This window comes from Bacteroides salyersiae (assembly GCF_031172035.1).
In the GTDB taxonomy this organism is placed as follows: domain Bacteria; phylum Bacteroidota; class Bacteroidia; order Bacteroidales; family Bacteroidaceae; genus Bacteroides; species Bacteroides salyersiae.
On sequence record NZ_CP133452.1, the window covers coordinates 3,464,499 to 3,491,241 of the forward strand.

Annotated in this window: 23 protein-coding genes; 4 read left to right on the plus strand and 19 right to left on the minus strand. The window is 41.6% G+C overall.

The features are described 5' to 3' along the window. Positions 1-5: 5 nt before the first annotated feature. From RB604_RS12805 to trpB, 10 genes are all read right to left on the minus strand, one after another. On the minus strand, positions 6-371 hold the full coding sequence (locus tag RB604_RS12805; protein ID WP_005923369.1) for a response regulator: 366 nt from the start codon (positions 369-371) through the stop codon (positions 6-8). Between the two features lie 223 nt (positions 372-594). Next, the gene (locus RB604_RS12810; RefSeq protein ID WP_055294976.1) at positions 595-2,895 is read right to left on the minus strand and encodes an LruC domain-containing protein; all 2,301 of its coding nucleotides are present in this window, start codon (positions 2,893-2,895) and stop codon (positions 595-597) included. 823 nt (positions 2,896-3,718) lie between these two features. Then, positions 3,719-4,768, minus strand: a complete 1,050-nt coding sequence (locus RB604_RS12815; RefSeq protein WP_025819600.1) for an asparaginase — start codon at positions 4,766-4,768, stop codon at positions 3,719-3,721. A 149-nt stretch (positions 4,769-4,917) separates the two neighbouring features. After that, positions 4,918-5,688, minus strand: a complete 771-nt coding sequence (gene trpA / locus RB604_RS12820) for a tryptophan synthase subunit alpha (RefSeq protein ID WP_055294979.1) — start codon at positions 5,686-5,688, stop codon at positions 4,918-4,920. Positions 5,689-5,700: 12 nt separating this feature from the next. Continuing rightward, positions 5,701-6,324, minus strand: a complete 624-nt coding sequence (locus RB604_RS12825) for a phosphoribosylanthranilate isomerase (RefSeq protein WP_025819601.1) — start codon at positions 6,322-6,324, stop codon at positions 5,701-5,703. Between the two features lie 20 nt (positions 6,325-6,344). Beyond that, complete coding sequence (gene trpC / locus RB604_RS12830; RefSeq protein WP_055294981.1) at positions 6,345-7,133, minus strand: indole-3-glycerol phosphate synthase TrpC; 789 nt, start codon at positions 7,131-7,133, stop codon at positions 6,345-6,347. A gap of 11 nt (positions 7,134-7,144) precedes the next feature. After that, the gene (trpD, locus tag RB604_RS12835) at positions 7,145-8,140 is read right to left on the minus strand and encodes an anthranilate phosphoribosyltransferase (RefSeq protein WP_007480504.1); all 996 of its coding nucleotides are present in this window, start codon (positions 8,138-8,140) and stop codon (positions 7,145-7,147) included. Between the two features lie 4 nt (positions 8,141-8,144). Then, positions 8,145-8,711: an anthranilate synthase component II gene (locus tag RB604_RS12840; RefSeq protein WP_007480505.1), complete on the minus strand. Its 567-nt coding sequence runs from the start codon at positions 8,709-8,711 to the stop codon at positions 8,145-8,147. A 5-nt stretch (positions 8,712-8,716) separates the two neighbouring features. Next, complete coding sequence (locus tag RB604_RS12845; RefSeq protein ID WP_007480506.1) at positions 8,717-10,123, minus strand: anthranilate synthase component I family protein; 1,407 nt, start codon at positions 10,121-10,123, stop codon at positions 8,717-8,719. 61 nt (positions 10,124-10,184) lie between these two features. Next, a complete protein-coding gene (trpB, locus tag RB604_RS12850) occupies positions 10,185-11,357 on the minus strand; it encodes a tryptophan synthase subunit beta (protein WP_007480507.1) in 1,173 nt (390 codons plus the stop codon). Positions 11,358-12,106: 749 nt separating this feature from the next. On the opposite strand from trpB, the gene RB604_RS12855 reads away from it, so the two are divergent. From RB604_RS12855 to RB604_RS12865, 3 genes are all read left to right on the plus strand, one after another. Beyond that, positions 12,107-12,355 carry a hypothetical protein gene (locus tag RB604_RS12855; protein ID WP_005923347.1) on the plus strand — a complete coding sequence of 83 codons (249 nt, stop codon included), beginning with the start codon at positions 12,107-12,109 and terminating at the stop codon, positions 12,353-12,355. 87 nt (positions 12,356-12,442) lie between these two features. Next, positions 12,443-12,835 carry a hypothetical protein gene (locus tag RB604_RS12860; RefSeq protein WP_005923345.1) on the plus strand — a complete coding sequence of 131 codons (393 nt, stop codon included), beginning with the start codon at positions 12,443-12,445 and terminating at the stop codon, positions 12,833-12,835. A gap of 627 nt (positions 12,836-13,462) precedes the next feature. After that, positions 13,463-14,608, plus strand: a complete 1,146-nt coding sequence (locus RB604_RS12865; RefSeq protein WP_007480508.1) for an iron-containing alcohol dehydrogenase — start codon at positions 13,463-13,465, stop codon at positions 14,606-14,608. A 336-nt stretch (positions 14,609-14,944) separates the two neighbouring features. On the opposite strand, the gene RB604_RS12870 is transcribed toward RB604_RS12865, so the two are convergent. Both RB604_RS12870 and RB604_RS12875 read right to left on the minus strand, forming a co-directional pair. Continuing rightward, positions 14,945-15,850 carry a Ppx/GppA phosphatase family protein gene (locus tag RB604_RS12870; protein ID WP_005923338.1) on the minus strand — a complete coding sequence of 302 codons (906 nt, stop codon included), beginning with the start codon at positions 15,848-15,850 and terminating at the stop codon, positions 14,945-14,947. Next, positions 15,850-17,910, minus strand: coding sequence for an RNA degradosome polyphosphate kinase (locus tag RB604_RS12875; RefSeq protein ID WP_007480509.1), 2,061 nt, complete (start codon positions 17,908-17,910; stop codon positions 15,850-15,852). Before RB604_RS12875 ends, RB604_RS12870 begins: the two co-directional genes overlap by 1 nt. 175 nt (positions 17,911-18,085) lie before the next feature. On the opposite strand from RB604_RS12875, the gene RB604_RS12880 reads away from it, so the two are divergent. Further along, positions 18,086-18,652, plus strand: coding sequence for an HdeD family acid-resistance protein (locus RB604_RS12880; RefSeq protein WP_007480510.1), 567 nt, complete (start codon positions 18,086-18,088; stop codon positions 18,650-18,652). A gap of 149 nt (positions 18,653-18,801) precedes the next feature. On the opposite strand, the gene RB604_RS12885 is transcribed toward RB604_RS12880, so the two are convergent. The 7 genes from RB604_RS12885 to RB604_RS12915 form a co-directional block, all read right to left on the minus strand. After that, positions 18,802-20,991: a glutamine synthetase III family protein gene (locus tag RB604_RS12885; protein WP_005923331.1), complete on the minus strand. Its 2,190-nt coding sequence runs from the start codon at positions 20,989-20,991 to the stop codon at positions 18,802-18,804. 141 nt (positions 20,992-21,132) lie between these two features. Next, complete coding sequence (locus RB604_RS12890; RefSeq protein ID WP_005923328.1) at positions 21,133-22,584, minus strand: ammonium transporter; 1,452 nt, start codon at positions 22,582-22,584, stop codon at positions 21,133-21,135. A gap of 84 nt (positions 22,585-22,668) precedes the next feature. Then, positions 22,669-23,025 carry a P-II family nitrogen regulator gene (locus RB604_RS12895; protein WP_005923325.1) on the minus strand — a complete coding sequence of 119 codons (357 nt, stop codon included), beginning with the start codon at positions 23,023-23,025 and terminating at the stop codon, positions 22,669-22,671. A 37-nt stretch (positions 23,026-23,062) separates the two neighbouring features. Continuing rightward, positions 23,063-23,776, minus strand: coding sequence for a TorF family putative porin (locus RB604_RS12900; RefSeq protein ID WP_005923322.1), 714 nt, complete (start codon positions 23,774-23,776; stop codon positions 23,063-23,065). A gap of 189 nt (positions 23,777-23,965) precedes the next feature. Then, positions 23,966-25,198, minus strand: a complete 1,233-nt coding sequence (locus tag RB604_RS12905; RefSeq protein WP_007480511.1) for an LL-diaminopimelate aminotransferase — start codon at positions 25,196-25,198, stop codon at positions 23,966-23,968. Between the two features lie 77 nt (positions 25,199-25,275). After that, positions 25,276-26,085: a diaminopimelate epimerase gene (gene dapF, locus RB604_RS12910; protein WP_005923317.1), complete on the minus strand. Its 810-nt coding sequence runs from the start codon at positions 26,083-26,085 to the stop codon at positions 25,276-25,278. A 499-nt stretch (positions 26,086-26,584) separates the two neighbouring features. Further along, complete coding sequence (locus RB604_RS12915) at positions 26,585-26,713, minus strand: hypothetical protein (protein WP_259327055.1); 129 nt, start codon at positions 26,711-26,713, stop codon at positions 26,585-26,587. Between the last annotated feature and the right edge of the window lie 30 nt (positions 26,714-26,743).

Below are 26,743 nucleotides of genomic sequence, written 5' to 3' on the forward strand. Positions count from 1 at the left end.
GAATCTTAGTCAATGATTTTTTTTATGCGGACTTTAAGCTCAAGAGGATTAAAGGGTTTTAGAATATAATCGGCTGCACCTTCTTCCAATAATCTGATCCGTTCGGTTGTGCTTTCTTCACTTGAAAGCATAATGATAGGTATCGATTTGAATAATTCGTTATGTTTCATGTAAAGTAGAAATTCATCTCCCATCATTTCCGGCATACGTATATCTGAAATAATAAGATCCGGCATGTTTCCTTCGTGTAACCATTCAATGGCTTTTATTGGGTTTTCGCAATATGTGAAATCATATTCTTTACCTAAGTAGATCGAAACTACTTTGGCTATGGATGCTTTATCATCGATGAGTAATATCTTTTTTTTCATATCAGTAATCGAACCTTTTTACTTTGTTTGCTTCGTTAATATTACGATTAATACACGATTCCCTTTCTCAATCCGTGCAAATATATATATTATTTTAATAACTGCGCTCTATAAAATAGAGTAATTTGCCCATTTTTATATAAAGTCTGTTATTTGGGACAAAATAAAAGCCGGTAAGTTTTAATTCCGGCTTTTATTTTATTTTTTAAGAAAGACTCTCGGATTATTCAAAGATATATTTCTTATCAGTTTTATCAGTAGGATACTTGTACCAATCTAAGTTACTTGTATGATTTTGTGCCCATGCTTCAAATTGTGGATAAGCGTCGGTGATCTTGGTCATCTCTGTCGGGTACTTAAATTCCGGTACGGAAATTCCCCAAGTCAGATTACCGGCAGCATCCAGATTTTCTTTATGTACATTGCCATTAGCGGTAGCACCGTATTTTCTGAACTCGTATAGGTGGATTTCAGTTCTCGGACTTTGGTTACCCATAGAGTATGCTATAAAGAAATCAAGATTGTCTTTGGTCAAAACCGGTGCTGTTTTACTTTGATCGGTAAGTGTAATGATTACTTTCAGGGTATAAACTTCATTGGTCCGTTGCTGGTCGGTATTAAGCATCGGTCGTGAATTTCCACCGAATCCATATACTTGGTGTGCATCTCCAAAGAGAGGTATGACAACTTCGTTGCCGTTACTTTCTATTGCACTGTTTTCGAACATGGAATTAGCCAATGTCGAACGCATCTCTGTTCTGCCGTCAAATGAAACGCTTGCAATAGCACTTTTATTAACGTCTACCAAGCGTAAGGCAGCTCCTAATTGTTTGGTTGCTCCAACAGCACTTAATGTGATGTTATACTGTATAGACTTTATTGCGTTTGTAGATTTTTCTTTTGTATACTCAGTTGAAACATTCAACACGATATCGTTAAAGTCGTAGTCGCCTGCTGAAGGATAATTGTCTTCGAATGCGTAGGTATAGTTCATCGGATTCACTTCGATTTCTTCACCGCTTTCGTTCGGAGTATTACCTTCTCCTGTGCAATCTCCGGCAGGGATTGTGATAGGAGACTCTCCGAACTTAGAGATTGTTCCTTCTGAGTTTTTCAGTGCATCGTAGAAACGGTCCATCCATTTTTCTGTACTGATGTCATCATCAAATTCCTTTATTTCATAATAGATGTTACCTGCTGACTGGAAGTTGTTTAACTGTTCGACCTCTTCGATTTTTACCAATGCATATCCGTTTGAAGGGCCGTGGAAGTGTTCTTCTGTCAAATATGCTTTTTCAATATTCAATATGGAATTTTTGCCTAATGTCAAATCCGGGTTGTCACCTCTGTTTTTATTGTAAGTTTCAATGGTAGCAGAAGATAATTCACCTAATCTGAGAACACCGTCAAAATCTTCGACTTCAAGGTAACAGCCGTTTTCAATTGTACAACGGGTATGTGTTTCTTCGATATAGGCTTTTCCTTGGTTGACTAATTTAGTGGTGTTATTTCTTATATCCAGATTGTCGACTTTGAATGTACCGCAATTATAAATCAGTCCGTTAGGTTCGCTCATTGTGAACTTGTCCAATTCGATGGTTCCTGCATTGTAATTGGGATTTGCAGAACCTACATTGGTGAGTTCAAGCTTTTCTCCTGTTATTTTCCCATCACCTAATACGGTTATTTGGGATGTACGGCTTAATTTTAATCCATCGGATATGACAATTTCACCTCCTGCAACGACGATTAGTTCTACGTGACCTGATAAATCGGGTGTTTTAGTCAAAGTTAACTTGGTTGCCACTATTACTTTAATGGTGGCGCTTCCCGAAGAATATAATATATCGGTGCAAGGAGAGGTTATTTTGAAAAAACGTGGTTGATTATTCGGTGTATTGAATATATCATAGCCTTCGTATTTGTTTTTATCCCAATTTTGCATAGCTCCCAGATTCCAATCTTGCTGAATTTCGGTAGCTTCTTGCAATTTGCTTGCTATTTCCTGTTCGCTATAAGGCGCTTCCATTGTGGGGACTGTGAAGTCCACAGAACGGGTAGCCCGGGAAACGATGGTATTGCCGTTACCAAAAGCAACTGCAACTCTTCCATTACTGATGTTTGCCGGTTTTACGATGTAACGTCCTTTGTTGTCTGCTCGGGCAACGAAGACGGTAGTTAAGGCAGTCGGACAATCCATCGTTGTTTCAAGTTTCATATCTTGATTGGCGTATCCTTCTGCTAAGAGTCTGGCATTGCTGTTTTTATTTAATGGGTTGGCGTCGAACAATTGCACTTTGTAATTAGTTCCCATATCCTCATTCACACTGACGGATACATTAACGCCTTGAGTCGTTTTCCAATCCATACTTGGATCGATGTTTTGTACAGGAAAAGAACTCTGATAAAGTTCTTTGGTTTTTTCCACATCAAAGAGATTTTTGTCATTATCTACACAACTGGTAAATGCGACTGCTCCCACAAGGAGTGAAACAGTACTTGACTTGCAAAGATTGAATTTCATAATTAATTGCTTGCTCTGTTATTACTATTAAATAGATAACAAGTCTTAGTTTGTTATTGGTCACAAAGGTATCTATTAATTTATAATATACTAACGTGTTGTGAGAGGAAAAGTGTTTTTATTAACATCTTTTAAATGGTTGTTGGATGGATATTACAACTTTTCATTGTGGTTTGTGTGTTAGATGTAACTATTTGTTTATTAATAAAATATGATTTAGTTGTACTGTCTGTTATTTCTTTCATTATTTCTATAATTGTATATTCTGTCTATTTTGTGTTGTCTGTATTTGTAAAATGAGAATGAATAGGATAGACGCTCGTTTGCTATACGATATTTGGATTGTGCTTTGATTTTTTGTGAAGAAAGTTATATAAGATTCTTGTGTGTAGAATAATTGGGATTGTATATAATTTGACGGTTTATATCAGGATTGCGGTGTTATTTGTAGATCGCATAGTGTTTGTGTTGATTATAAATTGGTTAGCCTTTAGTGCTTTTCTGTAAATCTGATAGGATGATAAATGAAATATAAATTGCGTTTGCTTATTTTGTAAAAGTATGTGCTTTGTGTGATGTTGAATATAATTTTTAGGTTGATGAAGGGGCTTATGATATTGTTTTGTTGAGATGTGTATTTGAATATACAGGGAATCGGTTTAAAGATAGAGAATTAATAATGTTAACACAAATGTAAATAACCGTATGTATTTACTATTTGAAATAGGGATACGGCTTTCTTGAATATTTTTGTTATGAATACTCTTTTTAGGTAGCTATTCTGATACAATAGCCATTAATGTTGCCTTGTTATAACGCTATTTCATTGTTGATTAGGTTTTGTTATTTCTCCAATCAGGCAGGAGTTCATTTTATATCTGATTTCTTTATTGCTTAAACCGTGTCCGAGTAGAAACATTAGTTTTGTTACAGCACATTCCGGTGTGCTGTCGTAGCCACTGATGACACCGGCTTGTAGTAGCTGAATACCTGTTTCATAACGTTCCATTTCTACGGCTCCCGAAGAGCATTGGGTAATATTAACAATAATGATTCCTCGTTCGGTAGCTGCTTTCAGTTGCTCTATGAACCAAGGCTTTTGCGGGGCATTGCCCGAACCGAATGTCTTTAATACTACGGCTTTCAGTCCTTCTACATGGAGTAAGGAGGTGATAATGCTTTCTTGTATGCCGGGAAAAAGGGTCAATATTACCACATTGGTATCAAACAGGTAATGTGGCTTTAAGGCTTTTGTCGGGTCCGGTTTGTGAATAAGGTTAGGTTCATATTTGATATGGATTCCGACACGTGCTAACGCCGGATAATTGAAAGAGCGGAAAGCATTGAAATTTTCAGCATTAATTTTGGTTGTACGGTTTCCACGCATCAAATGGTTTTCAAAGAAGATGCATACTTCCGGAACCATTGCTGTGCCGTTTGCGTTTTTGGCAGCTGCTATTTCAATTGCCGTTATCAGATTCTCCTTTCCATCGGTTCGTAATGTTCCTATAGGGAGTTGAGAACCTGTAAGAATAACCGGTTTACTTAGATTTTCGAGCATGAAGCTCAATGCCGAAGCTGTGTAAGCCATTGTATCCGTTCCATGCAAAATGACAAAACCATCGAAGTAATCGTAATTGTAGTTGATGATTTTCACAAGTTTGGCCCAGTAGAGGGGTTCCATATCCGAAGAGTCGATAGGAGGATCGAATTGATAAGAGGAGATTCGGTAATTAAAGCGTTTTAGCTCGGGGACGTGTTTTAACAGATGGTCGAAGTCAAAATTTTCCAAAGCACCGGTCTCCGGGTTTTCTATCATTCCGATAGTTCCTCCGGTATATATTAACAAAACGGAAGGGTAATTGGCTATCATATTTGTGGCTTTCTTGTTAAATCGACGGCAAAGATACAAAAGAATTATGATTTATGAATTATGATTGATGAATTAGCGCACGGAGTCTATGGTCGTCTATGCATGATTCTTCATTGGTAATTCATCAATCATAATTCTTGATTCATCAATCATCGGATGGCTTCTAATAGACGGAGGATGGCTTTTTCGGGATCTTTTTCTTCATCTAATAAGGTGACGAAACGGCTTCCGATAATACCCCCACGGGCATTGTCGCATGCAGCCTGGAAAGTCGCTTTATTGGAGATGCCGAAACCTACCATGCGTGGGTTGCGTAGTTTCATTCCGTCTATCTTTTTAAAATAGGCTCGTTTTTGCGTATCAAAATCTTGTTGTGCACCGGTGGTAGCTGCCGAGGATACCATATAGATAAATCCATCCGTATGGGCATCGATATCCCGGACACGTTCTTCACTGGTTTCGGGAGTGATAAGCATGATTACTTTGATATCATGGCGTTCGGCGATGGGGCGATAGTATTCCTGATAATCACGGAAGGGGAGATCGGGGATAATGACTCCGTCGATACCGCATTCTACACATTTACGGCAGAACTCTTCGAAGCCGAACTGCATGATAGGATTTAGGTATCCCATGAAAACGAGTGGGATATTTACATCTTTACGAATGTCACGGAGTTGTTCAAAGAGCAATTTTAATGACATTCCATTGCGAAGGGCCTGTGTGGCTGCATTTTGTATCACAATGCCATCGGCCATCGGATCGCTGAAAGGAATGCCGATTTCAATCATGCTTACACCGTGCTTCTCAAGCGTACGGATAACGTTGGTTGTACCGTTCAGAGTGGGAGTGCCTGCACAAAAATAGATAGATAACAGATTTTTTTTATCACTATTGAAAAGTTGATTAATTCGGTTCATATACTTTGTTTTTTATTGTTGACGTAATTCGTTTAGAAATAGGCGGATACGTTCCGTATCTTTCCTTCCCGGTTTTGTTTCGAAACGGCTGTTAAGATCATAACCTGCTAAGCGGGGATGATGGAATTCACGAAGGGCCTTCGCACTATATGGATTGATACCGCCACTAAGCAGAAAAGGGACATTGCCATTATAGGCATGTAGAATGCTCCAGTCGAATTGATTGCCCGAACCGCCGTATTGTTGGCATTTTGTATCGAAAAGAAAATAGTTGCAGTATTTTTCATAATCGTAAACAGAATGTAAGTCCTTTATGCAGGAGATGGAAAAGGTTTTGATCAACTTGAAGCCGTTTGATTGAAGTGAACGGCAGTATTCCGGCGACTCATGTCCGTGAAGTTGGATGAAGTTCAATCCGAAACGATCGGCGAACATTTCTATCGTCTGTCTGGGTTCGTTCACAAAGACACCTACACGCCGGGCATGTACGGGCATGTAGTCGGGCATTTCATAGATATAACGAGGAGATTTAGGATAGAAAATAAAACCGATCATATCGATGTTGAGCGTTTCCGTTTTACGGATATTTTCTCCATCCTGCATGCCGCATATTTTTATTAATTTGCCGTTTATCATAATTTATAAAAGATTGGTTGTTACTGCTTGTTTACCTGTGAAATGAATTCTTTCAAGGTTTCGGCCGGTTTCTCGGTCCGCATAAAAGTTTCTCCGATAAGGAAACCTCTGAAACCCGCGTCATGGAGTTTAGAGACGGTTACCGGCTGGGAAATACCACTCTCAGATACCAGTATCGTATCTTGTGGTAACTGTTCCGCCAAACGGAAAGAATTGGCTACATCTGTATGGAAACTGCCTAAGTTGCGATTGTTGATACCTACCATATCGATATCTTTATATATATAAGGTAGTTCGTCAGTATTATGAATTTCAAGCAGTACTTCTAAGCTGAGTTCATGGGCCTTATCCGCTAAAGCGCGGCATTGGGTTTGTTCTAATGCAGCTGCAATCAGAAGTACTGCATCGGCTCCTACGATACGGGCCTGGTAAAGTTGGTATTCGTCAATGATGAAATCTTTCCTCAGAATGGGCAGATTTATCAAAGGGCGTACTGTGCGGATGTCCCGCAGGGTACCGCCAAAAAATATTTCATCTGTAAGAATGGAAACAGCCGAAGCACCGGAAGCGGCATACGCAGGAACGATTTCTTCCGGACGGGCGTTTTCTTTTATCCATCCTTTGGAGGGCGACCGGCGCTTAAATTCAGCAATGATGCCTGTTGGAGAAGAGGCGATGGCCTGTTTCATGGAACGGGTGGGAAGGAGGTCGCCAATACCCTCGGAAAGCTGTTCGATTGAGATTGCCTGTTTCTGCAAATCTACTTCTTTACGCTTGTTTGCGATAATCTCTGATAATATATCTTCCATTGTTTGCTTTTTTATTGATTAAGTTCTATAAACTTCCGGAGTGTGGCTTGTGCTTTGCCACTCTCTAATGACTGACGTGCCAGACCGATACATTCTTCTATCGGTTTTTCCGGACAAATCACGTGGATGGCAAAGGCGGCATTTGCTATCACTACCTCTTTTTGTGCTTCGGTAGCCCGGTTTGCCATGACGTTATCGAATATCTTGGCAGCGTCTTTCGGGGTATTTCCTCCATCCAGATCTTTTTCTGTGTAACGATGGAAATTGAGACTTTCCGGACTGTAGATTTTCTCGCTTTCACTGGTTGCTACCTTAAATTCATTAGTCAGTGAAATTTCATCGTATCCGTCGAGGCTGTGAACTACGGCGAATTTTATATTACTTGCCTGATAAGTGTAGCTATACAAACGGAGTAGTGGTAAATTGTAGACACCTAACAATTGGTATTGCGGTAATACCGGGTTTACCAGTGGGCCGAGCATGTTGAAAAAAGTACGTACGGCCAATGCTTTTCGTACCGGAGCTACTGCCTTCAATGCCGGATTGAAGAGGGGGGCATGCAAATAAGCGATGTTGCATTTCTCTATGGAACGGCGCAGTTTGTCAACATCGTTTGTGAATTTCACTCCATGTTGTTCCATCACATTGCTGGCGCCACTGACGGATGTTGCACCATAATTTCCATGTTTTACAACCGGAAATCCGGCTCCGGCCACAGTAAAACAGGCTGCTGTCGAAATATTGAATGTGTTTTTGCCATCTCCTCCCGTACCAACAATATCGATCGGAGAAAAGTCGCTGAGGTCGACCGGCAGTCGCATTTCCAATAATGCATCACGAAACCCGCATAATTCTTCAACGGAAATATTACGCATCAGGAAAACGGTGATCAGCGAAGCTACCTGTACATCGTTGTATTTTCCCTGTGCTATGTTTTGCAGGATGATACGGGCCTCTTCCCGTCCCAGATATTGATGTTCGAAAAGTTTATATAGAATCTGTTTCATACATTTATGCTTTTAAGAAATTGTGGATGATAATCTTTCCTTGTGGTGTGAGTACTGATTCGGGATGGAACTGTATGCCATGTACATCGTACGTGCAATGGCGTAATGCCATGATTTGTCCCTCTTTGCTTTCTGCCGTGATCTCCAGACTGTCGGGAAAGTGATTGCGGCTGACCACCCAAGAGTGATAACGTCCTACGGGAATCTCGTGTTCTAAATCTTGAAATAATATATCTTTCCCGGTTATATCGATGAGGGTTTGTACGCCATGATATACTTCCACCAGGTTTTCGAGTGTGGCACCGAATGCTTCACCGATAGCCTGATGTCCGAGGCAGACACCTAATATACTTTTGGTCGGTGCATATTGTTTTATAATAGGTAAAAGCAGGCCGGCTTCTGCGGGTATGCCAGGGCCGGGGGAGAGAATGATTTTGTCGAAGCGGTTCACTTCGTCAAGGTTTATCCGGTCGTTACGAAATACTTCTATATCGGTGTATCCGAGTTCTTTTACCACATGCAACAGGTTGTAGGTAAAAGAGTCATAATTGTCTAAAAGTAAAATTTTCATTGTTTTCAGTTTTTGAGTGTTTCTGCCAGATCGATTGCTTTTTTCAATGCTCCTAACTTATTGTTTACTTCCTGTAATTCATATTCATCCTGACTACGGGCTACAATACCTCCTCCGGCTTGCAGCCATAGTTCATTGTTACGACTGACAAAAGTGCGAATGGTAATTGCTTGATTTAAGTCGCCGTTCAATCCGATGAATCCGATACAACCGCCGTAAGCACCACGGTTGTGAGGTTCTATTTCGCTGATAAGTTGCATGGCGCGCACTTTGGGTGCACCACTGAGTGTACCTGCCGGGAAAGTGTCGATGAAAGTTTTCATCGAACTGCTTGGTTCGTCCAATATTCCACTGACACGACTGACGAGATGAATGACGTGGCTATAATATTGCGGTTCTTTGTAGAATACCACCTGTACGTCGTGACAATTCCGGCTAAGGTCATTTCGTGCCAGATCCACTAACATTACATGTTCCGCATTCTCTTTCGGGTCGGCAAGCAGTGCTTGAGCCAGTTCTTTGTCTTTTATGGAATCGCCGGTACGGCGGGTTGTTCCGGCGATCGGGTCAATGCAAGCCTGTTTCCCTTCGATTTTACAATGTGTTTCGGGTGAAGAGCCGAAAATCCGGTAACCGCCGAAGTCAAAGTAAAACAAATATGGAGAAGGGTTGATGCTGCGTAGTGCACGGTATACTTTGAAGTCGTCTCCGGCATAAGGCTGGATGAATCTTCGGGACAGTACGATCTGGAACACATCTCCCCGAAGGCAGTGTGCAATCCCTTTACGGACGTTTGCTTTGTGTTGTTCATCTGTAATGGGACTTCTCACGGGACCGGTTATGGAAAAATTATACGATGCATAATTCCGATTTTCGATGGCGGCTTCCAGTTGGGGCAATCCGCTTTCTTCTCCTTCGCTGAGTATTTCTACCAGAGTCAGTTCATTTTTGAAATGGTTGAAGATGATGACATATTTATAAAGGATATACAGTATATCCGGTGCATCATTCATTTCATCGTGACTCTCTTTGATTGGAATATGTTCGAAGTATTTTACGGCATTAAATGTGGTATATCCATAAAGACCATATGCTTCCCGATGTTCTCCTGTCACCTGGAAAAGGGAGATAAATCCGTCGATAGCCTTTTCCACAGTGAATGTCTCTGTCAGTGGCTTTTCTTCCCGGCTATTGTCGGGACAGATGGTAGTAACAACATCGTTGTTGATACCGATACTCGCCAAGGGGCAAAGGGCAATGTAAGACATGGAGTTTTCTCCGGCATGGAAATCCGAACTTTCCATTAGTGCTGATTGCGGATACATATCCCGCACTTTGAGATAGATGCTGACCGGTGTATGTAAATCACCGAGCACCTGTTTGCTATTGGTTTTATAGGAAAATGTTTTCACGATTTCATTTATTACTTAACTACTTGACTACTTGACTACTTGACTACTATACATGGATTATTCAAACTAAATAGGTTTCAATATCCTTGTCTCCTCGTCCCGAAACGGTTAATACCACCACATCTTCCGGTTTGAATTTAATTTTTTTCAATGCTCCGAGGGCATGTGCAGATTCCAGTGCCGGGATGATGCCTTCGAGTTTTGTCAGTTCGTATGCGGCTTCTATGGCTTCATCGTCATTAATTGCCACTACCGTAGCCCGGTGTTGTGAGGCAAGATTGGCATGTATCGGGCCGATGCCGGGGTAATCCAGTCCGGCAGAAATGGAATACGGTTCTTCGATTTGTCCGTCCTCATTTTGGATAACGAAAGTTCGTGCTCCGTGGATGATACCCATTTTACCCAGTTGGATAGTAGCCGCAGTCTGGCCGGTTTCTATACCTTTTCCTCCGGCTTCGGCCAATACGATGCGCACACGTTCGTCATCCAGATAATGATAGATAGTACCTGCTGCATTGCTGCCACCGCCTACACAGGCAATCAGATAATCGGGACAGTCACGTCCTTCTTTCTCTTTCAACTGCTTTTTTATCTCTTCGCTGATGACTGATTGCAGACGTGCTACCATGTCCGGATACGGGTGAGGGCCGACTGTAGAACCGATAATGTAGTATGTATCTGCCGGATGACAACACCAGTCGCGTATGGCTTCGTTGGTGGCATCTTTCAGCGTCATGTTTCCCGATGTTACCGGAATGACTGTCGCTCCGAGCATTTTCATCTTTTCCACATTGACGTGTTGGCGTTCCACATCTGTTTTCCCCATATAGACGATGCATTCCATATTCATCAATGCACAGACGGTAGCTGTTGCCACGCCATGTTGTCCGGCTCCCGTCTCGGCAATGATACGTGTTTTTCCCATGCGGCGCGCCAAAAGTATCTGCCCGATGGTGTTGTTTATTTTATGGGCTCCCGTATGATTGAGGTCCTCTCGTTTCAGGTATATTTTACATCCATATTTTTCCGAGAGGCGGCGTGCCAGATAGAGTGGGGAAGGACGGCCCACATAATCACGCAATAATTGGTCGAACTCCTGCTTGAAACTTTCGTCATTCAATACGGTCAGATAAGTGTTTGTCAGTTCTTCTACACATTTGTGAAGTATTTCGGGGATGTATGCTCCGCCGAACTCTCCATAATAACCGTCTTTGTCAACTTGATAACTTTTCATATATTTTTCTTTTTTATAATTGAACTCTGTTTGGTAGTACCGGCAATCCCGGTTTCCGATAATGGCCGGAAAATAAAAAGGGCCCTGCCGCAAGTTGCGACAGGGCCCTTTCAAATCTGTTATATCTTTATTGAGGTATATACATACGAGCACTGCTCCCTTACGACTGTCGGAGTTGTAATAGGCGCCACCACCAATATGTATTTACTAACATTGTTCTCATTGTCTTTTATTGTTTAACGGGGGCAAATATAAGCACATTGTTTGAAACTACAAATAAAATCTGTCTTTTTTTTATTATGCTCAATATAGTTCGTTCTCAAATAATATCTTTTTGGTTAAAAATATTGGTTCCTGTTTAAATTTTCCTCTTTAAAGTTTTTTTCATATGTATATTATAATAGAAAGTACTATCTTTGCATAGTCTTTCCTTCCTATATATTAGGAACAAGAAAGATAAGACATATTTGAAAGACGTTTTGAACGTATTCTTCTACAAGTAAATTCTCGCAAAATTTATTAAGAAAAGGAGAAAACGCAACGAAACATCTCCTTCGTATGTGTGTTATAGGTACACCAAATTTTTGGTGTGCTCAATAATATCGTATGAACGTGGGTTGTTTGTGTTGCTTATCCTTTTCTAGGGCAATGCGAGAAGCCTACTTGTGGGATAAGTGAACAAAGACTCCCACGTTTTTTATTATGCCTATCTTAGAAGTTGAACTAATTGCCACACATGGGGAGTATGTATGGGATTATTCGTTACAATGAAGCCTATTGGTATTTTGATAAAGGAAGAATTAGAGAAACAGGAACGAAGTATCACTTGGTTTGCACGCAAACTATCTTGTGACCGTTCTAATATTTATCGTCTGTTTCAAAAAGAAAGTATTGATACGAATCTTCTTGTCCGAATTTCTATTCTTTTAGGTAAAGATTTCTTTTCTGATTTGTCTGATTACGTAAAGGAGAAAGAACAACTGCATGATTCGCGATAATTCTGTGGCATTTCTGCAATATGTTTTTGTTCTTTCTTTAACTTCTTTGCCATACTTTTGCAGAAAATAAATTAAACATTAAAACGTATGAAAACAATGAAGTATTTATCTATGTTACTAGTGATGGTAGTAACGAGTGTTTGTATGGTAAGCTGTGGAGATGATGATGATATCCCTACAGATATAGCGACCACTATAGCTGGAGATTATAGTGGTAAATTAAGTGTTATAGGATATACAGAACAGTTTACTGCTTATGCAACATTGACTAGAAAGTCGGACAACGCGATATCTGTAGTTGTAGATTGTGACGAAATAGATTTGCATTTAAAATCTGTTATTCTTGATATTATGCAGAATGGAAATTCCTATGAATTATCTTCTAGTTCAAAAGCTGTAAATGGAACTGTTATTGATCAGAATATAAATTTAACTTTTGCTACAGGATCTAATACATATACTTTTTATGGTAGTAAATAGTAGATCGTAATGTTTTAAAAGTTGTGTATAAATATTGTATATGATGAAATTGAAGTTTTTATACACAACTTTTAATTTTACAACAATGATACTATAATTGTGGAATACCATGTTTTTAATATTTTAATCGTGAGGAAACTCTTTCTTTTAATTGTTTATTCGTGTACTTTTTTAGCTTCTTTGTTTGGTGATTTTTTTGTATTCTTCACATGGCAATAATTTTGTTTAATTCAAAAAAAATCATTTTTCTAAATCGTTTGTTATACTTATTGTCCTTAAATTGTTATAAATATTGTCAGCACAAGTGATCACTTAAAAATAAACTTGCTGCATAAACATTTTCTTTCTTAGATTTGTTTCTTTATGCAATTCATATTTAAAAACAGAAACCAATTATGAAACAAAGGAAAGTTCTTATAGCAATTGCTGTCGTTATTTTTATTTTATTATTGTTGTACTGGCTTTTTGTAGCTGAAGATATAAATGCATGGCTTCCCGTAAATTGATACAATGATTGGCTGCTTTTCTCGTGAAATGGGTAGCCAATTGTTTTTGTAGGAAACTGTTCTGATATTGTGGCAAGATTGCTATCTTTGTATCTGTTATTAAAATAAAGAGTAAAAAATGATGGATAATTTTATTTTTCAAAATCCTGTTAAGCTCATTATGGGCCGTGGGATGATTGCCCGGTTGAGCAAGGAGATCCCGTCCGATAAACGGATCATGATTACTTTCGGCGGAGGAAGTGTGAAAAAGAATGGAGTATACCAGCAAGTGAAAGAGGCCCTTAAAGGTTATTTCACGGTGGAGTTTTGGGGGATAGAACCCAATCCGGCTATTGAGACATTAAGAAAAGCAATTGCTTTGGGGAAAGAAAATAAGGTGGATTATCTGCTGGCAGTAGGTGGTGGTTCGGTGATAGACGGAACGAAATTGATTTCTGCCGGATTGTTGTATGAAGGTGATGCCTGGGATTTAGTAACAGCCGGACGTCCTGTGACGGATACTGTTCCTCTTTCTACCGTACTGACATTGCCTGCTACGGGTTCTGAGATGAACAACGGTGCTGTCATATCGAGGCACGAAACAAAGGAGAAGTATCCTTTTTATGCCAATTATCCGTTATTTTCGATTCTGGATCCCGAAGTAACATTTACGTTGCCCCCTCATCAAGTGGCTTGTGGTATCGCTGATACTTTTGTACATGTAGTAGAACAGTATATGACGACTCCGGGACAAAGCCGCCTTATGGATCGTTGGGCAGAGGGGATTCTGCAAACACTCGTAGAGATTGCACCGAAAATCCGCGAGAACCAGCATGACTATCAGTTGATGGCAGACTTCATGCTTTCGGCTACGATGGGATTGAATGGGTTTATTGCTATGGGGGTATCACAGGACTGGGCTACTCACATGATTGGTCATGAACTGACTGCTCTGCACGGATTGACACATGGTCATACGTTGGCTATCGTTTATCCGGCTACTTTACGCGTACTGCGTAAATCGAAAGGAGATAAGATACTGCAATATGGCGAAAGAGTATGGGGAATCACTTCCGGCACTCGGGAAGAACGCATTGATGAGGCTATCCGACGTACGGAAGAATTTTTCCGTTCATTGGGTCTGACTACCCGATTAAGTGAAGAGGGTATCGGCAAAGAAACGATTGAAGAAATAGAACGGCGTTTTAATGCCCGTGGAGCGAAATACGGCGAGAATGAAGATGTGACAGGTAAAGTTGCCAAAGAAATATTGGAAAGTGCATTGTAAACTTTCCCGTTAAAGACATTCCTCTTAATTTTGTTAGTCGTCTTTTTCAAGTATTGTTTTCTGCTCAACAAGACGTTAAATTCTTAAGAGAAGAATACATATTTATTATGGTAAAGAATGCATTTTAATACTATGTTAATATTAATTTCTTTCATTGATGAATATGTATTCTTTTCTTGAAAATTTCCCAATTTAAATATATGATATATAGTGTTTTGAATTATATACCATTTCTCATAAAACTCCCTTATCCTACCTGCTTTGAAAAGACAATGCGTCCGAACTTGTCAATATTGCAATTACGTTGGTACTGTCACCCGTATCCCGAAAAAAAAGTTATTGCATCCATTGTCTGTTCTTTGTATATAAGCTATCGATGATACCATCTGAAAGTCCGATAGTAGGCACGATGATTCCGTTCGCTTGTACTCTTGTCGCTACTTCCATAAAAATTTCTGCTGCCGGAACAATTACATCTGCCCGGTCGGGTTTTAACTTAAACAGTTTGATGCGTTGTTCTTTAGGTAAATCTTTCAAAGTTCGATATATATCTTGTAAGGAAGCGAGTGGAAGAAATAATTGTTTCTTGTCTTTTTTATCTGCCAAACGGAATAATTTGTTGATATTACCTCCCGAACCGATAATGTGAATGGGGGCATATTCTTTAGCCAATACTTCCAAATCGGTATGCATCTGCTCTTTTTCTTCATTTTTCACCATTCCACTGAGCATACGTACCGTGCCGATATTGTACGAGCGGGAACTTTTCAGTTCTCCTTCACTTATGAGGTTGATTTCTGTACTGCCACCGCCTACATCTACATATAGATAGTTTTTTCCGGGTTCGAAGAGTTGTTCGATGTGATTATCATACACGATATGAGCCTCTTCTTGTCCATCGATGATTTCGATACGTATTCCCGTTTTTTTCTCTATCTTGCGAACAATACTTTTTCCGTTGCGAGCATCACGCATGGCCGATGTGGCACAAGCACGATAATCGGTTACCTCATATATTTTCATGAGTTGCCGGTAGGCTTTCATAAGACGGATGAGTTTTTCTGTTTTTTCTGTGGAAATTTCTCCGGAAGTAAAAGCGTCTTCACCCAATCTTAGGGGAATACGGATAAGCTGAACTTTACTCATTAATCCTTCGGGTGAACCCTCTTCATTTACACGTTTTATCAGGAGGCGTACAGCATTAGAGCCGATATCGATGGCGGCATAGTTTACTTTTTTCATTATATCTTATAACTTTTATATAATTCTTCTTGTGAACGGAATAATGTATGTTCTTTCGTTTGCCACGGACGATTTTCTCCGCTTCCGTCTACAATTCGACCTTTTGCAGTATCTCTAAGTCCATATTCGACTATGCGTTTCAGGTCCTTTTGTATTTCTTTATCATATACTGGTGTTATGACTTCGATGCGATTGTCCAGATTACGGGGCATCCAATCTGCCGAACCGATGTAATAACGTTCCTCACCATTGTTGGCGAAAATAAAGATACGCGAATGTTCCAGATAACGGTCTATGATTCCGTTAATCTGGATATTTTCACTTATTCCCGATATTCCGGTGACAAGTGAGCAATTGCCTCGTACTACTAAGTCTACTTTAACTCCAGCAGCAGATGCGGCATAGAGCTTCTCTATCAGTACTTTGTCGGTGATATGGTTCACCTTACACAAGATATAAGCTTCTTTGCCTTGTTCTTTATTTTTTATTTCTTTATTGATAAGGGTAATGAATTTCTTACGCATATCATTGGGCGATACAAGTAATTCCTTGAATACGATGGGGGTATATGGCTTTTCTATGAACTCGAACACGTAGTTTACTTCCCGTACGATGGGACGGTGTGCCGTCATAATTGTATAATCTGTATACATGCGTGCATTTCCTTCATGAAAATTGCCGGTGCTGATACAGGCAAAATCTCCATATCTGGTCGAGACATGCAGAAGTTTGGAGTGAATTTTTAACCCTTCTACACCAAAAATGACATGTACTCCGGCGTCTTGTAATTTTTTACTCCAATTTATGTTGGAAGCTTCGTCGAAACGCGCCAGCAGTTCGATGATTACTGTTACTTTCTTTCCATTACGAGCGGCGGCAATTAACGCTTTTACTACTTTTGAATCTTTTGCTAACCGGTAGAGGGTCATCTTGATGCTTTTCACTTCTTTACTGATAGCTGCCTCGCGTAGTACTCGTATGAATGTATCGAAAGAATGATACGGATAATGTAAAGATCTGTCTTTTTGGCGAATGAGTGTTATCAAGCTTTCCATTCCGTTTAGTTCGGATTTGAAAAGGGGCGGCCATACGGGATATTTCAAATCTTTTCGTCCGCAATCGGGAAACTTCATCAAATCTTTGAAATTATGATATCGTCCGCCTGCCACACGCGTATCACTTTTATCCACATTTAATAGATGGGTTAGTTTTTTCAACAGATCTTTCGGCATACTTTCATCGTAAACGAAACGAATTGGTTCTCCTTTTTTCCTGCTTTTTACTCCTTTTGATATCTTTTGTAATACTCCGGTGCGAAGATCGCTGTCCATTTCCATTTCGGCATCTTTGGTGAATTTGAATGTGTACGCTTCGTAGTCTGTATATTTCATACCGACGAAAATCATTGGTAAACAATAACGAATAACATCATCCAGAAACATTAGATGAATCTTTCCTTCAGAGTCCGGCAGACGGATAAAGCGTCCGAATTCGGTAGCAGGGAGTGGGATAATGGCGTAATCCTTTTCCTTAGTTTTCTTTTCCGGGGTTTGTCGTATAAGGCGGACAGCAAGATAAATGTCTTCATCCGTTTGTTCACCCAGTGAACAGGAATTGGTAAGGAAAAGCGGATTAGTAGAGCCATTTAGTTGGTTACGGTAGAAGAAATTTATGAATTCGCCTTGTTCTATTGATAACTCGGTTTCCTTTACTATATATATATTTTCTTGTTTTAAGTCTTCCGTAATGGTAGCAAAGGTGTCTTCGAATTGTTTGCAGTAGCGGTTATGCAGTTTGCCTATCTGTTTTAGTGTTTGAGTTGCGATGTTCTGCTCTTTTTTTATGTTTTTATCGGCGTATTCTACTATGCGGTTTAGTGTAGCTACACGAACTCGGAAAAATTCGTCGAGGTTGTTGGAATAAATACCTAAAAAGGTGAGTCGTTCCAGTATCGGAACTTCCGGTCGGGTTGCTTCAAGTAAGATACGATGGTTGAAGTACATCCAACTGATGTCCCGCTCTATATAGAGGTTTTGAGATTTTTCTTCGTCTGATTTCATGAGAGTGAGTATCTATAAATTTGTTTTTGCAAAAGTACGGGAGTGAGATGTAATGAATATTACATTTTTGCTATGAACTTATTACAAAACTTGTTTGTTGTTTTAATATGTAGATAGAAACACGTATATTCGCAAAAGGATTGGGCTGAAGCCTGTTAAAAATAGATAGAAAATTATGAAAACGATGAATTATTCTCTTGTCCGTATTGTCTGTGCATTGATTATCGGTTTAGTACTTGTTCTCTGGCCGGATGTTGCGGTGCAGTATCTTGTGATTACACTTGGGGTATTGTTTCTTATTCCCGGTTTGATTTCTCTTATCAGTTATTTCGGATCCAAACCCGAGGAAGGTGTGTCGCGCCGTTTCCCGATAGAAGGAACGGGTAGCTTGCTTTTCGGCCTTTGGTTGATAATAATGCCGGCTTTCTTTGCCGATGTATTGATGTTCCTTTTAGGATTCATATTGATTTTGGGAGGTGTACAGCAGATTGCCTCACTTTCGATGGCACGCCGTTGGACAATAGTGCCCGGTGCATTCTATGTGGTGCCGTCTCTTATCCTGCTTGCCGGTATTGTGGCGTTGTTCAATCCCACAGGAGCACGTAACACGGCATTTATGATTATTGGTATCAGTAGTCTTGTTTACGCAGTTTCCGAATTGATCAATTGGTTTAAGTTTACCCGTCGTAAGCCGCAGAAACCTGTATCGGATGATATAGAGGATGCAAAGATTATAGAATAAGAAATAAGAAGAGGCCTGCCTCACGGCAATCCTCCTCTGCAAACTTAAAACAACCAACAAAAGAAATAAGAAATAGTGATTAGTGTCATGCTTCATGTATAGCGTAGCTGTTTATCACTAATCCCTATTCTGTTATTCCTTATTTACGTCTATCTGATAAATAATAATTCCCTGTATTTGGGAAGTGTCCACATCTGATTGTCGACAATGAGTTCGAGTTTGTCGATGTGGTAACGGATTTCTTCCAGAGCCGGTACGATAGTGTCGTGATAGGCAATGGCTTTTTCGCGTTCACTCTCTATTTTGTTTGCTACTTTTCGGGCTTCTACCATAGCATCTACATGCTCTTTTATGAATGCGGTACGGTCAGCTATCTCTTCGATAAGTTCCAGATTTTTGGCAGATAATCTGGCGGCTTTTTCTTCGGGGAAGAGAGATTTCATTTTGTATACATTATCTATCAAATCCGTTTGATACCGGGTGGCAACCGGGATGATGTGGTTCATTGCCAGATCTCCTAATACACGGGCTTCGATTTGGATTTTCTTTGTATACGTTTCCCATTTCACCTCATTGCGGGCTTCCAGTTCTTTTTTCGTCATTACACCGACCGATTCGAATAGGGAGATTGTTTCCGGTTTCAGATAATTGTCGAAAATGCGGGGTACGCTGGTCTCGCAATCCAAACCACGCCTCATGGCTTCTTCTTTCCATTCGTCACTGTATCCGTTGCCATCGAAGTGAATGGCTTTGCATTCTTTAATGTATTTACGGATGATTTCGAGGATAGCAGAGATTTTCGGTTCTCCTTTTTCTATCAGAGTATCGACATCTTTCTTAAACTTTTTCAATTGAGCGGCAACAGCAGAGTTCAAGGCAATCATGGCACTGGCACAGTTGGCTTCCGAACCTACTGCGCGGAACTCAAAGCGGTTTCCGGTGAAGGCAAAAGGAGAGGTACGATTCCGGTCGGTGTTATCGATTAGGAGTTCCGGAATCTGTGGAATATCCAGTTTCATACCCTGTTTTCCACCGAGACTTACCAAGTCGTCTTTCGTACTTTCCTCGATATGTTCCAGTACTTGTGACAACTGTTTTCCGAGGAAGGAAGAGATGATTGCAGGAGGTGCCTCATTGGCACCCAGGCGATGGGCGTTTGTTGCGCTTGAAATGGATGCTTTTAATAATCCGTTGTGATGGTAGACGGCCATCAACGTGTTGACTACAAATGTCACAAAACGGAGGTTGTCTTCCGGTGTTTTACCCGGTCCCATCAACAGGATACCTGTATCTGTACCCAATGACCAGTTGTTGTGTTTTCCACTGCCATTTACACCCTTGAACGGTTTTTCATGTAGCAATACGCGGAATCCGTGACGGCGGCTTACCTTACGCATCAGTGACATGATGAGCAGGTTGTGATCGTTTGCCAGATTACATTCTTCGAAGATGGGAGCCAACTCGAACTGGTTCGGGGCAACTTCGTTATGACGGGTCTTGACGGGTATTCCTAATTTTAAGGCCTCAATTTCGAGATCTTTCATGAAAGCTGCCACACGGGTAGGGATAGCACCGAAATAATGGTCTTCCAACTGTTGGTTTTTAGCGCTGTCGTGCCCCATCAGTGTACGGCCTGTCATCAATAAATCGGGACGGGCGGCATAAAGACCTTCATCCACCAGAAAGTATTCTTGTTCCCAACCCAAGTAGGCGATTACTTTCTTCACCTCCGGATTGAAATAATGGCAAACATCGACAGCCGCTTTATCTACTGCCCTCAGTGCTTTGAGAAGCGGTGCCTTGTAATCGAGCGATTCGCCTGTATAAGCGATGAAAATAGTGGGGATGCACAAAGTATCGTCTACGATGAATGCCGGTGATGAGGGATCCCATGCGGAGTATCCGCGTGCTTCGAATGTATTGCGTATACCGCCATTGGGGAAGGAAGAAGCATCCGGCTCTTGCTGAACGAGCAATTTGCCTGTAAACTCTTCCATCATTCCTCCTTTGCCATCGTGCTCTACAAAAGCATCATGTTTTTCGGCTGTACCTTCGGTGAGTGGAGCAAACCAGTGCGTATAATGAGTAGCTCCCATTTCAATGGCCCACTTTTTCATTCCGGCAGCCACTTCATCGGCAATACTACGATCCAGCGGAGCACCGTTATCAATTACGTCAGTCAGTTTGTTGTACACTCTGCTTGACAGATACTTGAACATCTTCTCTTTGTTGAACACATACTTCGCGAAATATTCCGAAGGGCGTTCTGTGGGAGTAACCACTTCCACCGCTTTCTTCTTGAAAGCTGTCTCTACAACTCTGAATCTAAGTTTTGACATAAGCTTTAGGGATTTATGAATTATGAAATTGTGAATTTATGATTTTTATGGTTCATGAATTATGGTTTATCGATTTATGAACAACCTATGCTGTTGATCTGCATAGCAATTCATAGTTCATAAATCATAATCCATAAATCATCAGTTGTATGCCGACTCTCCGTGCTCGTAAATGTCGAGTCCTTCTTCTTCGATACGTGCCGGAACACGTAACCCGTGAATCTTATCGAGCGACTTGAAGATGATGAAACCCATGCCGGCCGCCCAACAACCTACGATCACGGCACCGAATAGCTGTGCTCCGAAGAATCCGAATGTACCTGTATAGAATACACCTTCACTTGTGGAGAATAATCCGGTGAGTATCGTTCCGAGAAAACCGCAGACACCATGTACCGAACTTGCACCTACCGGATCGTCTATCCTTAACACCTTGTCGATAAAATCGACTGAGAATATCATAACAATACCGCAGATAGCGCCAATCAGCACAGCTCCCGTTGCCGATACACAGTCACATCCGGCTGTAATGCCTACCAGTCCGGCGAGGACACCGTTCAATGTGAATGACAGAGACGGCTTCCCGTATCGCCACCAACTCACTGTCAGGGCAAAGAATCCACCGGCGCAAGCAGCGAGGTTGGTAGTGAGAAATACGTGTGAGATGGCTATCTGATCGGTTGTGGCGGCGGCTGCCAATTGTGAGCCGGGATTGAAACCGAACCAGCCGAACCAAAGGATAAATACGCCTAAAGCGGCAATCGTAAGGTTATGTCCGGGAATGGCTCTTGATTTTCCGTCTTTTCCGTATTTCCCGATACGCGGACCGAGAATGGCAGCGCCTGTCAGGGCTATCCAGCCACCTACGGAGTGTACCACCGTTGAACCGGCAAAGTCGTGGAAAGTCGTTCCGAAAAGGTTCATCATGAAAGAATCTGCTTCACCGTTCATCAGCCAGCCGCCACCCCATGTCCAGTGCCCGGAGATGGGGTAGATCAGTACACTGATGAAGACTGTGTAGATGAGGTACATGGAGAACTTGGTACGTTCCGCCATAGCTCCCGAAACGATGGTGGCTGCTGTGGCACAAAATACCGTCTGGAACACCAGAAAGCCTTCGGATGGCAATCCTCCGCCATCATAGAATGAAAGGTCGAAGAAGTGTGGTATCCCGATGAATCCGCCTGCGCCGAACATCAGGCCGAAACCGATAAACCAATAGAGCAGGGAGCCGAACATGAAATCGACGAAGTTTTTCATCAGGATGTTGGCAGTGTTTTTTACTCGTGTGAAACCGGCTTCTACCAGTGCGAATCCCGGCTGCATGAAGAATACCAGCATGGCTGCAAGCATCATCCATACGGTGTTTAATCCGTTGGCAAGTTCTTCTACGGTGTTCGGAGGCGTTTCCGTATCCGGAACTTCTATTGTTGTGGCGGCTATTTCCGTCACAGCTATTGTGGACGTTGCCGATGCATCGTTGATGGCAGTCGATATTTCCTGAGCGAGTGTTTCTGTCGCGAAGCACAGTGCAAAAAGCATAGCACCGGCTATACGCAGTGTTGTAATGCTGCGTTTTCTATATGTATCCATAATGTTAATCTGTTGATTTGTAATACCTGTTAGTACTGATGGGAAGGCCTGGAGATGAATATCGGGACTTCTGTGTTTTGCCGTTTATCGTTCTTGTTCGGCATTATAAAGTGCAATGTCTCCCCGTTCGCCGGTACGGATGCGAATGGCATCTGCTATGGGGATAACGAAGATACGGCCATCACCGATTTCTCCGGTTTGCGCTGCTTTGATAATGGCCTGCACGGTTTTTTCTGCATTTTTGTCGCGTACTACTATCGAAACAAGTATTCGTTCTATGGAACTTGTGTCATACACTACGCCACGGTAGATGCGCCCCTGACGTGATTTACCTATACCTCTTACATCGTAATAAGAGAACCATTCGATGTCCGCTTCCAGAAGTGCATCTTTCACCTCCTCGAACTTGGTTTTACGGATAATTGCTTCAATCTTTTTCATATACCTTATTGAATTAATGTGTTTTTGTCGTAAATCCTTAGAAACTCATACCGAATATCAGATATGTCTTGTCCATAACGGGCGATACGATGAACTGCACAAAGATGGGGATCAAGAAACTGTCCGTCACTTTTACCTCTTTGGCCGCTTTCAGCGAAATGTCCGTGAAGCCGCTTATCTTCTCACCTGTGTACATGTAAGACTTGGTGGATATGCCTACGGAGGGAGTCAGTGTAACCTTCCCCGGACAGGCAATGTCATATGCGGCATTGAAATAGGCTGAAAAATTCTGATCGCCATCCGGATTCTTGTCTGCTCCGGCAAACATCATGGCTGCCGAGAGGGTCAGAGGAACTTTATCGCCGAAGTTGTAACTCAATGCGCCTTCAAAATAGTGGCTCTCTTTGTAATGCCCGTATTTGCCACTTTCACCGGACCACCAATAGTCGGTCACTGCAATGCCGAATCTACCAATGCCATATGCCAACGTGAGATCGAGTTCTTTGGGTTCGAGGTCTGTGACACTGGTACTTCCCCAGGCTGATAAGGATATTCCTTTGTAAGCCAGTCCTAAAGAGGGCTGGACAGAAGTGCCCGATGCCTGGTCGAAACCACGCCATACATATTTGCTTACTACCTCGGCACCCAGTGAAATCTCAAATTTGTCTTGTGCCGTCACTGTTGCCGGAATAAGCATGCTCAATAACGCTACTGCTACTCCCCTTAATTTTCCGTTAATTGTCGTTTTCATCGTCTTTTTACCTTTATGTTAGAAAATTGTGGATGTACGGTCCAACTTTTATATATAGTAGCGCGCAAGTACTATCTCATTTTATCTGTAAATCGTCCATTGGAAGATAAAAGTTGTGGAGGTGTGTTATTTTCGTTTTTTTCATTCTTGACTTTCCGGTTTCCTTTTTTCCGGTTTCCTTTTATATCTTTAAATCCACTGCTTTATCCGTCTCATGGCTTCTATGCAATCGTGACGTTCGCCAAATGCCGTAAGGCGGATGTATCCTTCACCGCTCGGCCCGAAGCCTATGCCCGGCGTACCTACCACGTTTGCTTCGTAAAGCAGTTGGTCGAAGAATTTCCAAGAGCTTGTTCCATTCGGGGTTTTCACCCAGAGGTAAGGAGCGTTGACTCCTCCGTAGACTTTCAGCCCAGTACTTTCCAGTCCCTCTTTCATGATACGGGCATTGTCCATATAGTACTGGATGGTTGCCTGTATTTGCTTTTTGCCTTCCGGAGTATAGATGGCTTCGGCCGCCCGTTGGGTGATATAGGAAGTGCCGTTGAACTTGGTGCTTTGGCGGCGGTTCCATAAGCGGTTTAGCGGAATGCGGTCGCCTTCGAGGGTGGCTGCGGTGAGTTCCTTCGGTACCACTGTGTATCCACAGCGTATGCCCGTAAAACCTGCCGTTTTTGAGAAGCTCCGGAATTCGATGGCACATTTTTTCGCTCCTTTTATCTCGTAAATGGAATGCGGCACGTCTGTTTCCTGTATATATGCTTCATAGGCGGCATCGAATAATATCAGTGTGTCATTGGCCAACGCATAATCCACCCACTTTTTCAGTTCTGCTTTCGTTAATGTTGTTCCTGTCGGGTTATTCGGGTAGCACAAATAAACGATATCGATACGCTTATCCGGTATTGCGGGGATGAAGTTGTTCTCGCTGGTGCAGGGCATGTAGGTCACATTGCTCCATCTTCCGGTAGCTTCCTCTAATACGCCTGCCCGTCCGCACATCACGTTGCTGTCGATGTATACCGGATAGATGGGATCTGTTACGCCTACGCTGTTGTCGTGACGGAGAATGTCTCCGATGTTTCCCGTATCGCTTTTGGCACCGTCGTTGATAAACACCTCCGAGTTGGCAAGGTGGATGCCACGTGGGACATAGTCGTTTTTTATCACCGCTTCGATGAGGAAGTCATATCCCTGTTCCGGGCCGTATCCCCGGAATGTTTCGGCGTGTGCCATCTCTTCTACGGCTTTATGCATCGCTTCGACGCACGCCGGGGCCAGCGGACGGGTTACGTCTCCGATGCCCAGTCGGATGATGTCCTGTTTCGGATGTGTTATTTTGAACGTATTTACCCTTTTCGCGATGTCCGAGAACAGATAACTGCCCGGTAGTTTTAAAAAATGTTCGTTTACGAGTGCCATATTGTTCTTGTTTTAAGTTTTGTTTTTATTCAATTAGTTATCCTGATACCTGTCTTTTTATCCTTATTTTTTTGTTGCTATTCTTCTATTTTTAGGATACCGTCGAAAATCTTTACGGCAGGGCCGGTCATCCATACGTGATTTGTCTGCTCATCCCATTCGATGGTCAGTGTGCCACCATCCATAATAATATCTGTTTTTCTGCCGGTTTTACCTTCTATGAAGGCGGCCACTGCGGTGGCGCATGCTCCTGTTCCGCAGGCTTGGGTGATGCCTGAGCCCCGTTCCCATACGCGCATTCTTATTCTGTTTTTGTCTAATACTTGTGCGAATTCCACGTTGGTGCGGTCGGGAAAGAGCGGATCATTTTCCAGTTTGGGACCTATCTCCGGGAGGTCTATCTCATCTATATTTTCGACAAAAGTAATCAGATGCGGGTTTCCCATTGACACAGTGGTAGATACATAAGGCAGTTTGTCTCTGAAATCAATAGTTCCCGTGTCTTGTGGTTCACTCATGTCTACTGTTACCGTTGCCACTTTGCCGTCTTCTACTTGGAGTTTCAGCAGTTTGATCCCCGAGAGCGTATCCAGTGTTATGGTTGTTTTCGTAGTCAATCCATATTCGAACAGATACTTTCCGATACAACGGCTTGCGTTTCCACACATCATGGCTTCCGAACCGTCTGCGTTGAAAATGCGCATGCTAAAATCTGCTTTGTCGGATGTGTCAATCAATACAAGTCCGTCGCTTCCTATTCCCGTGTGGTATGCGCTCCATTCAACCGCACGCTTTTCAGGATCTGCAATTGGATATTTGATGGCGTTTATATAAATATAATCGTTTCCCGCTCCATGCATTTTTGTGAATTGAATTGTTCTTGTCATTTTGTTGTTTATTGATTGTTTATTCTATCCTTTTGTTTTATTATAATGCAAAGATATGACTTTTTGCTCTGTAATTAGTTCGAATTTAGATCGAATATCTATTTATTTTTCTGCTACTTTCAGTCTTTTTTTATAGGGGCTTTTATTCTTTTAATTTGAAACAAGAAAGCCTTCTATTTAAATAAACTATTATCCGGCCTTTTTGTTTTGCATATTTTTCCGGTATATATGAAAGAAATAATATCTTGATTTAGATCAATCTGAGGTGGCGTTTAGTGAAACAATGTGTTGCCGGTTTGGTGGTATAGGCGGTTCGAAACTGCGGAATATCACATGGAATGTATCTTTTTCCTCTATCTTGACCTTTTTGCCGCATTTCTTTATTTGTCGGTGTTTGAGGAGGAAAGTTTGTTCCAGTTATTATGAACCGTGCAAAGCACAGCTAAGCACCATTCTCAGGAGTGCTTTGCACGGTTCATATGGATTGTATGGATAGTGCTTAGAGACGATAAGCACCCTGCTTGGGCTTACCGGTGTGGCATGTTGTTTCTGCCAGCGACGTTTCATCCCCTATATATCCGGTGTATAAGGCGTTCGAAGGATGAATTATTGAAATTCGATAAGGCATGATGAAACCTTTTTCTATTTCTTTTGTTGA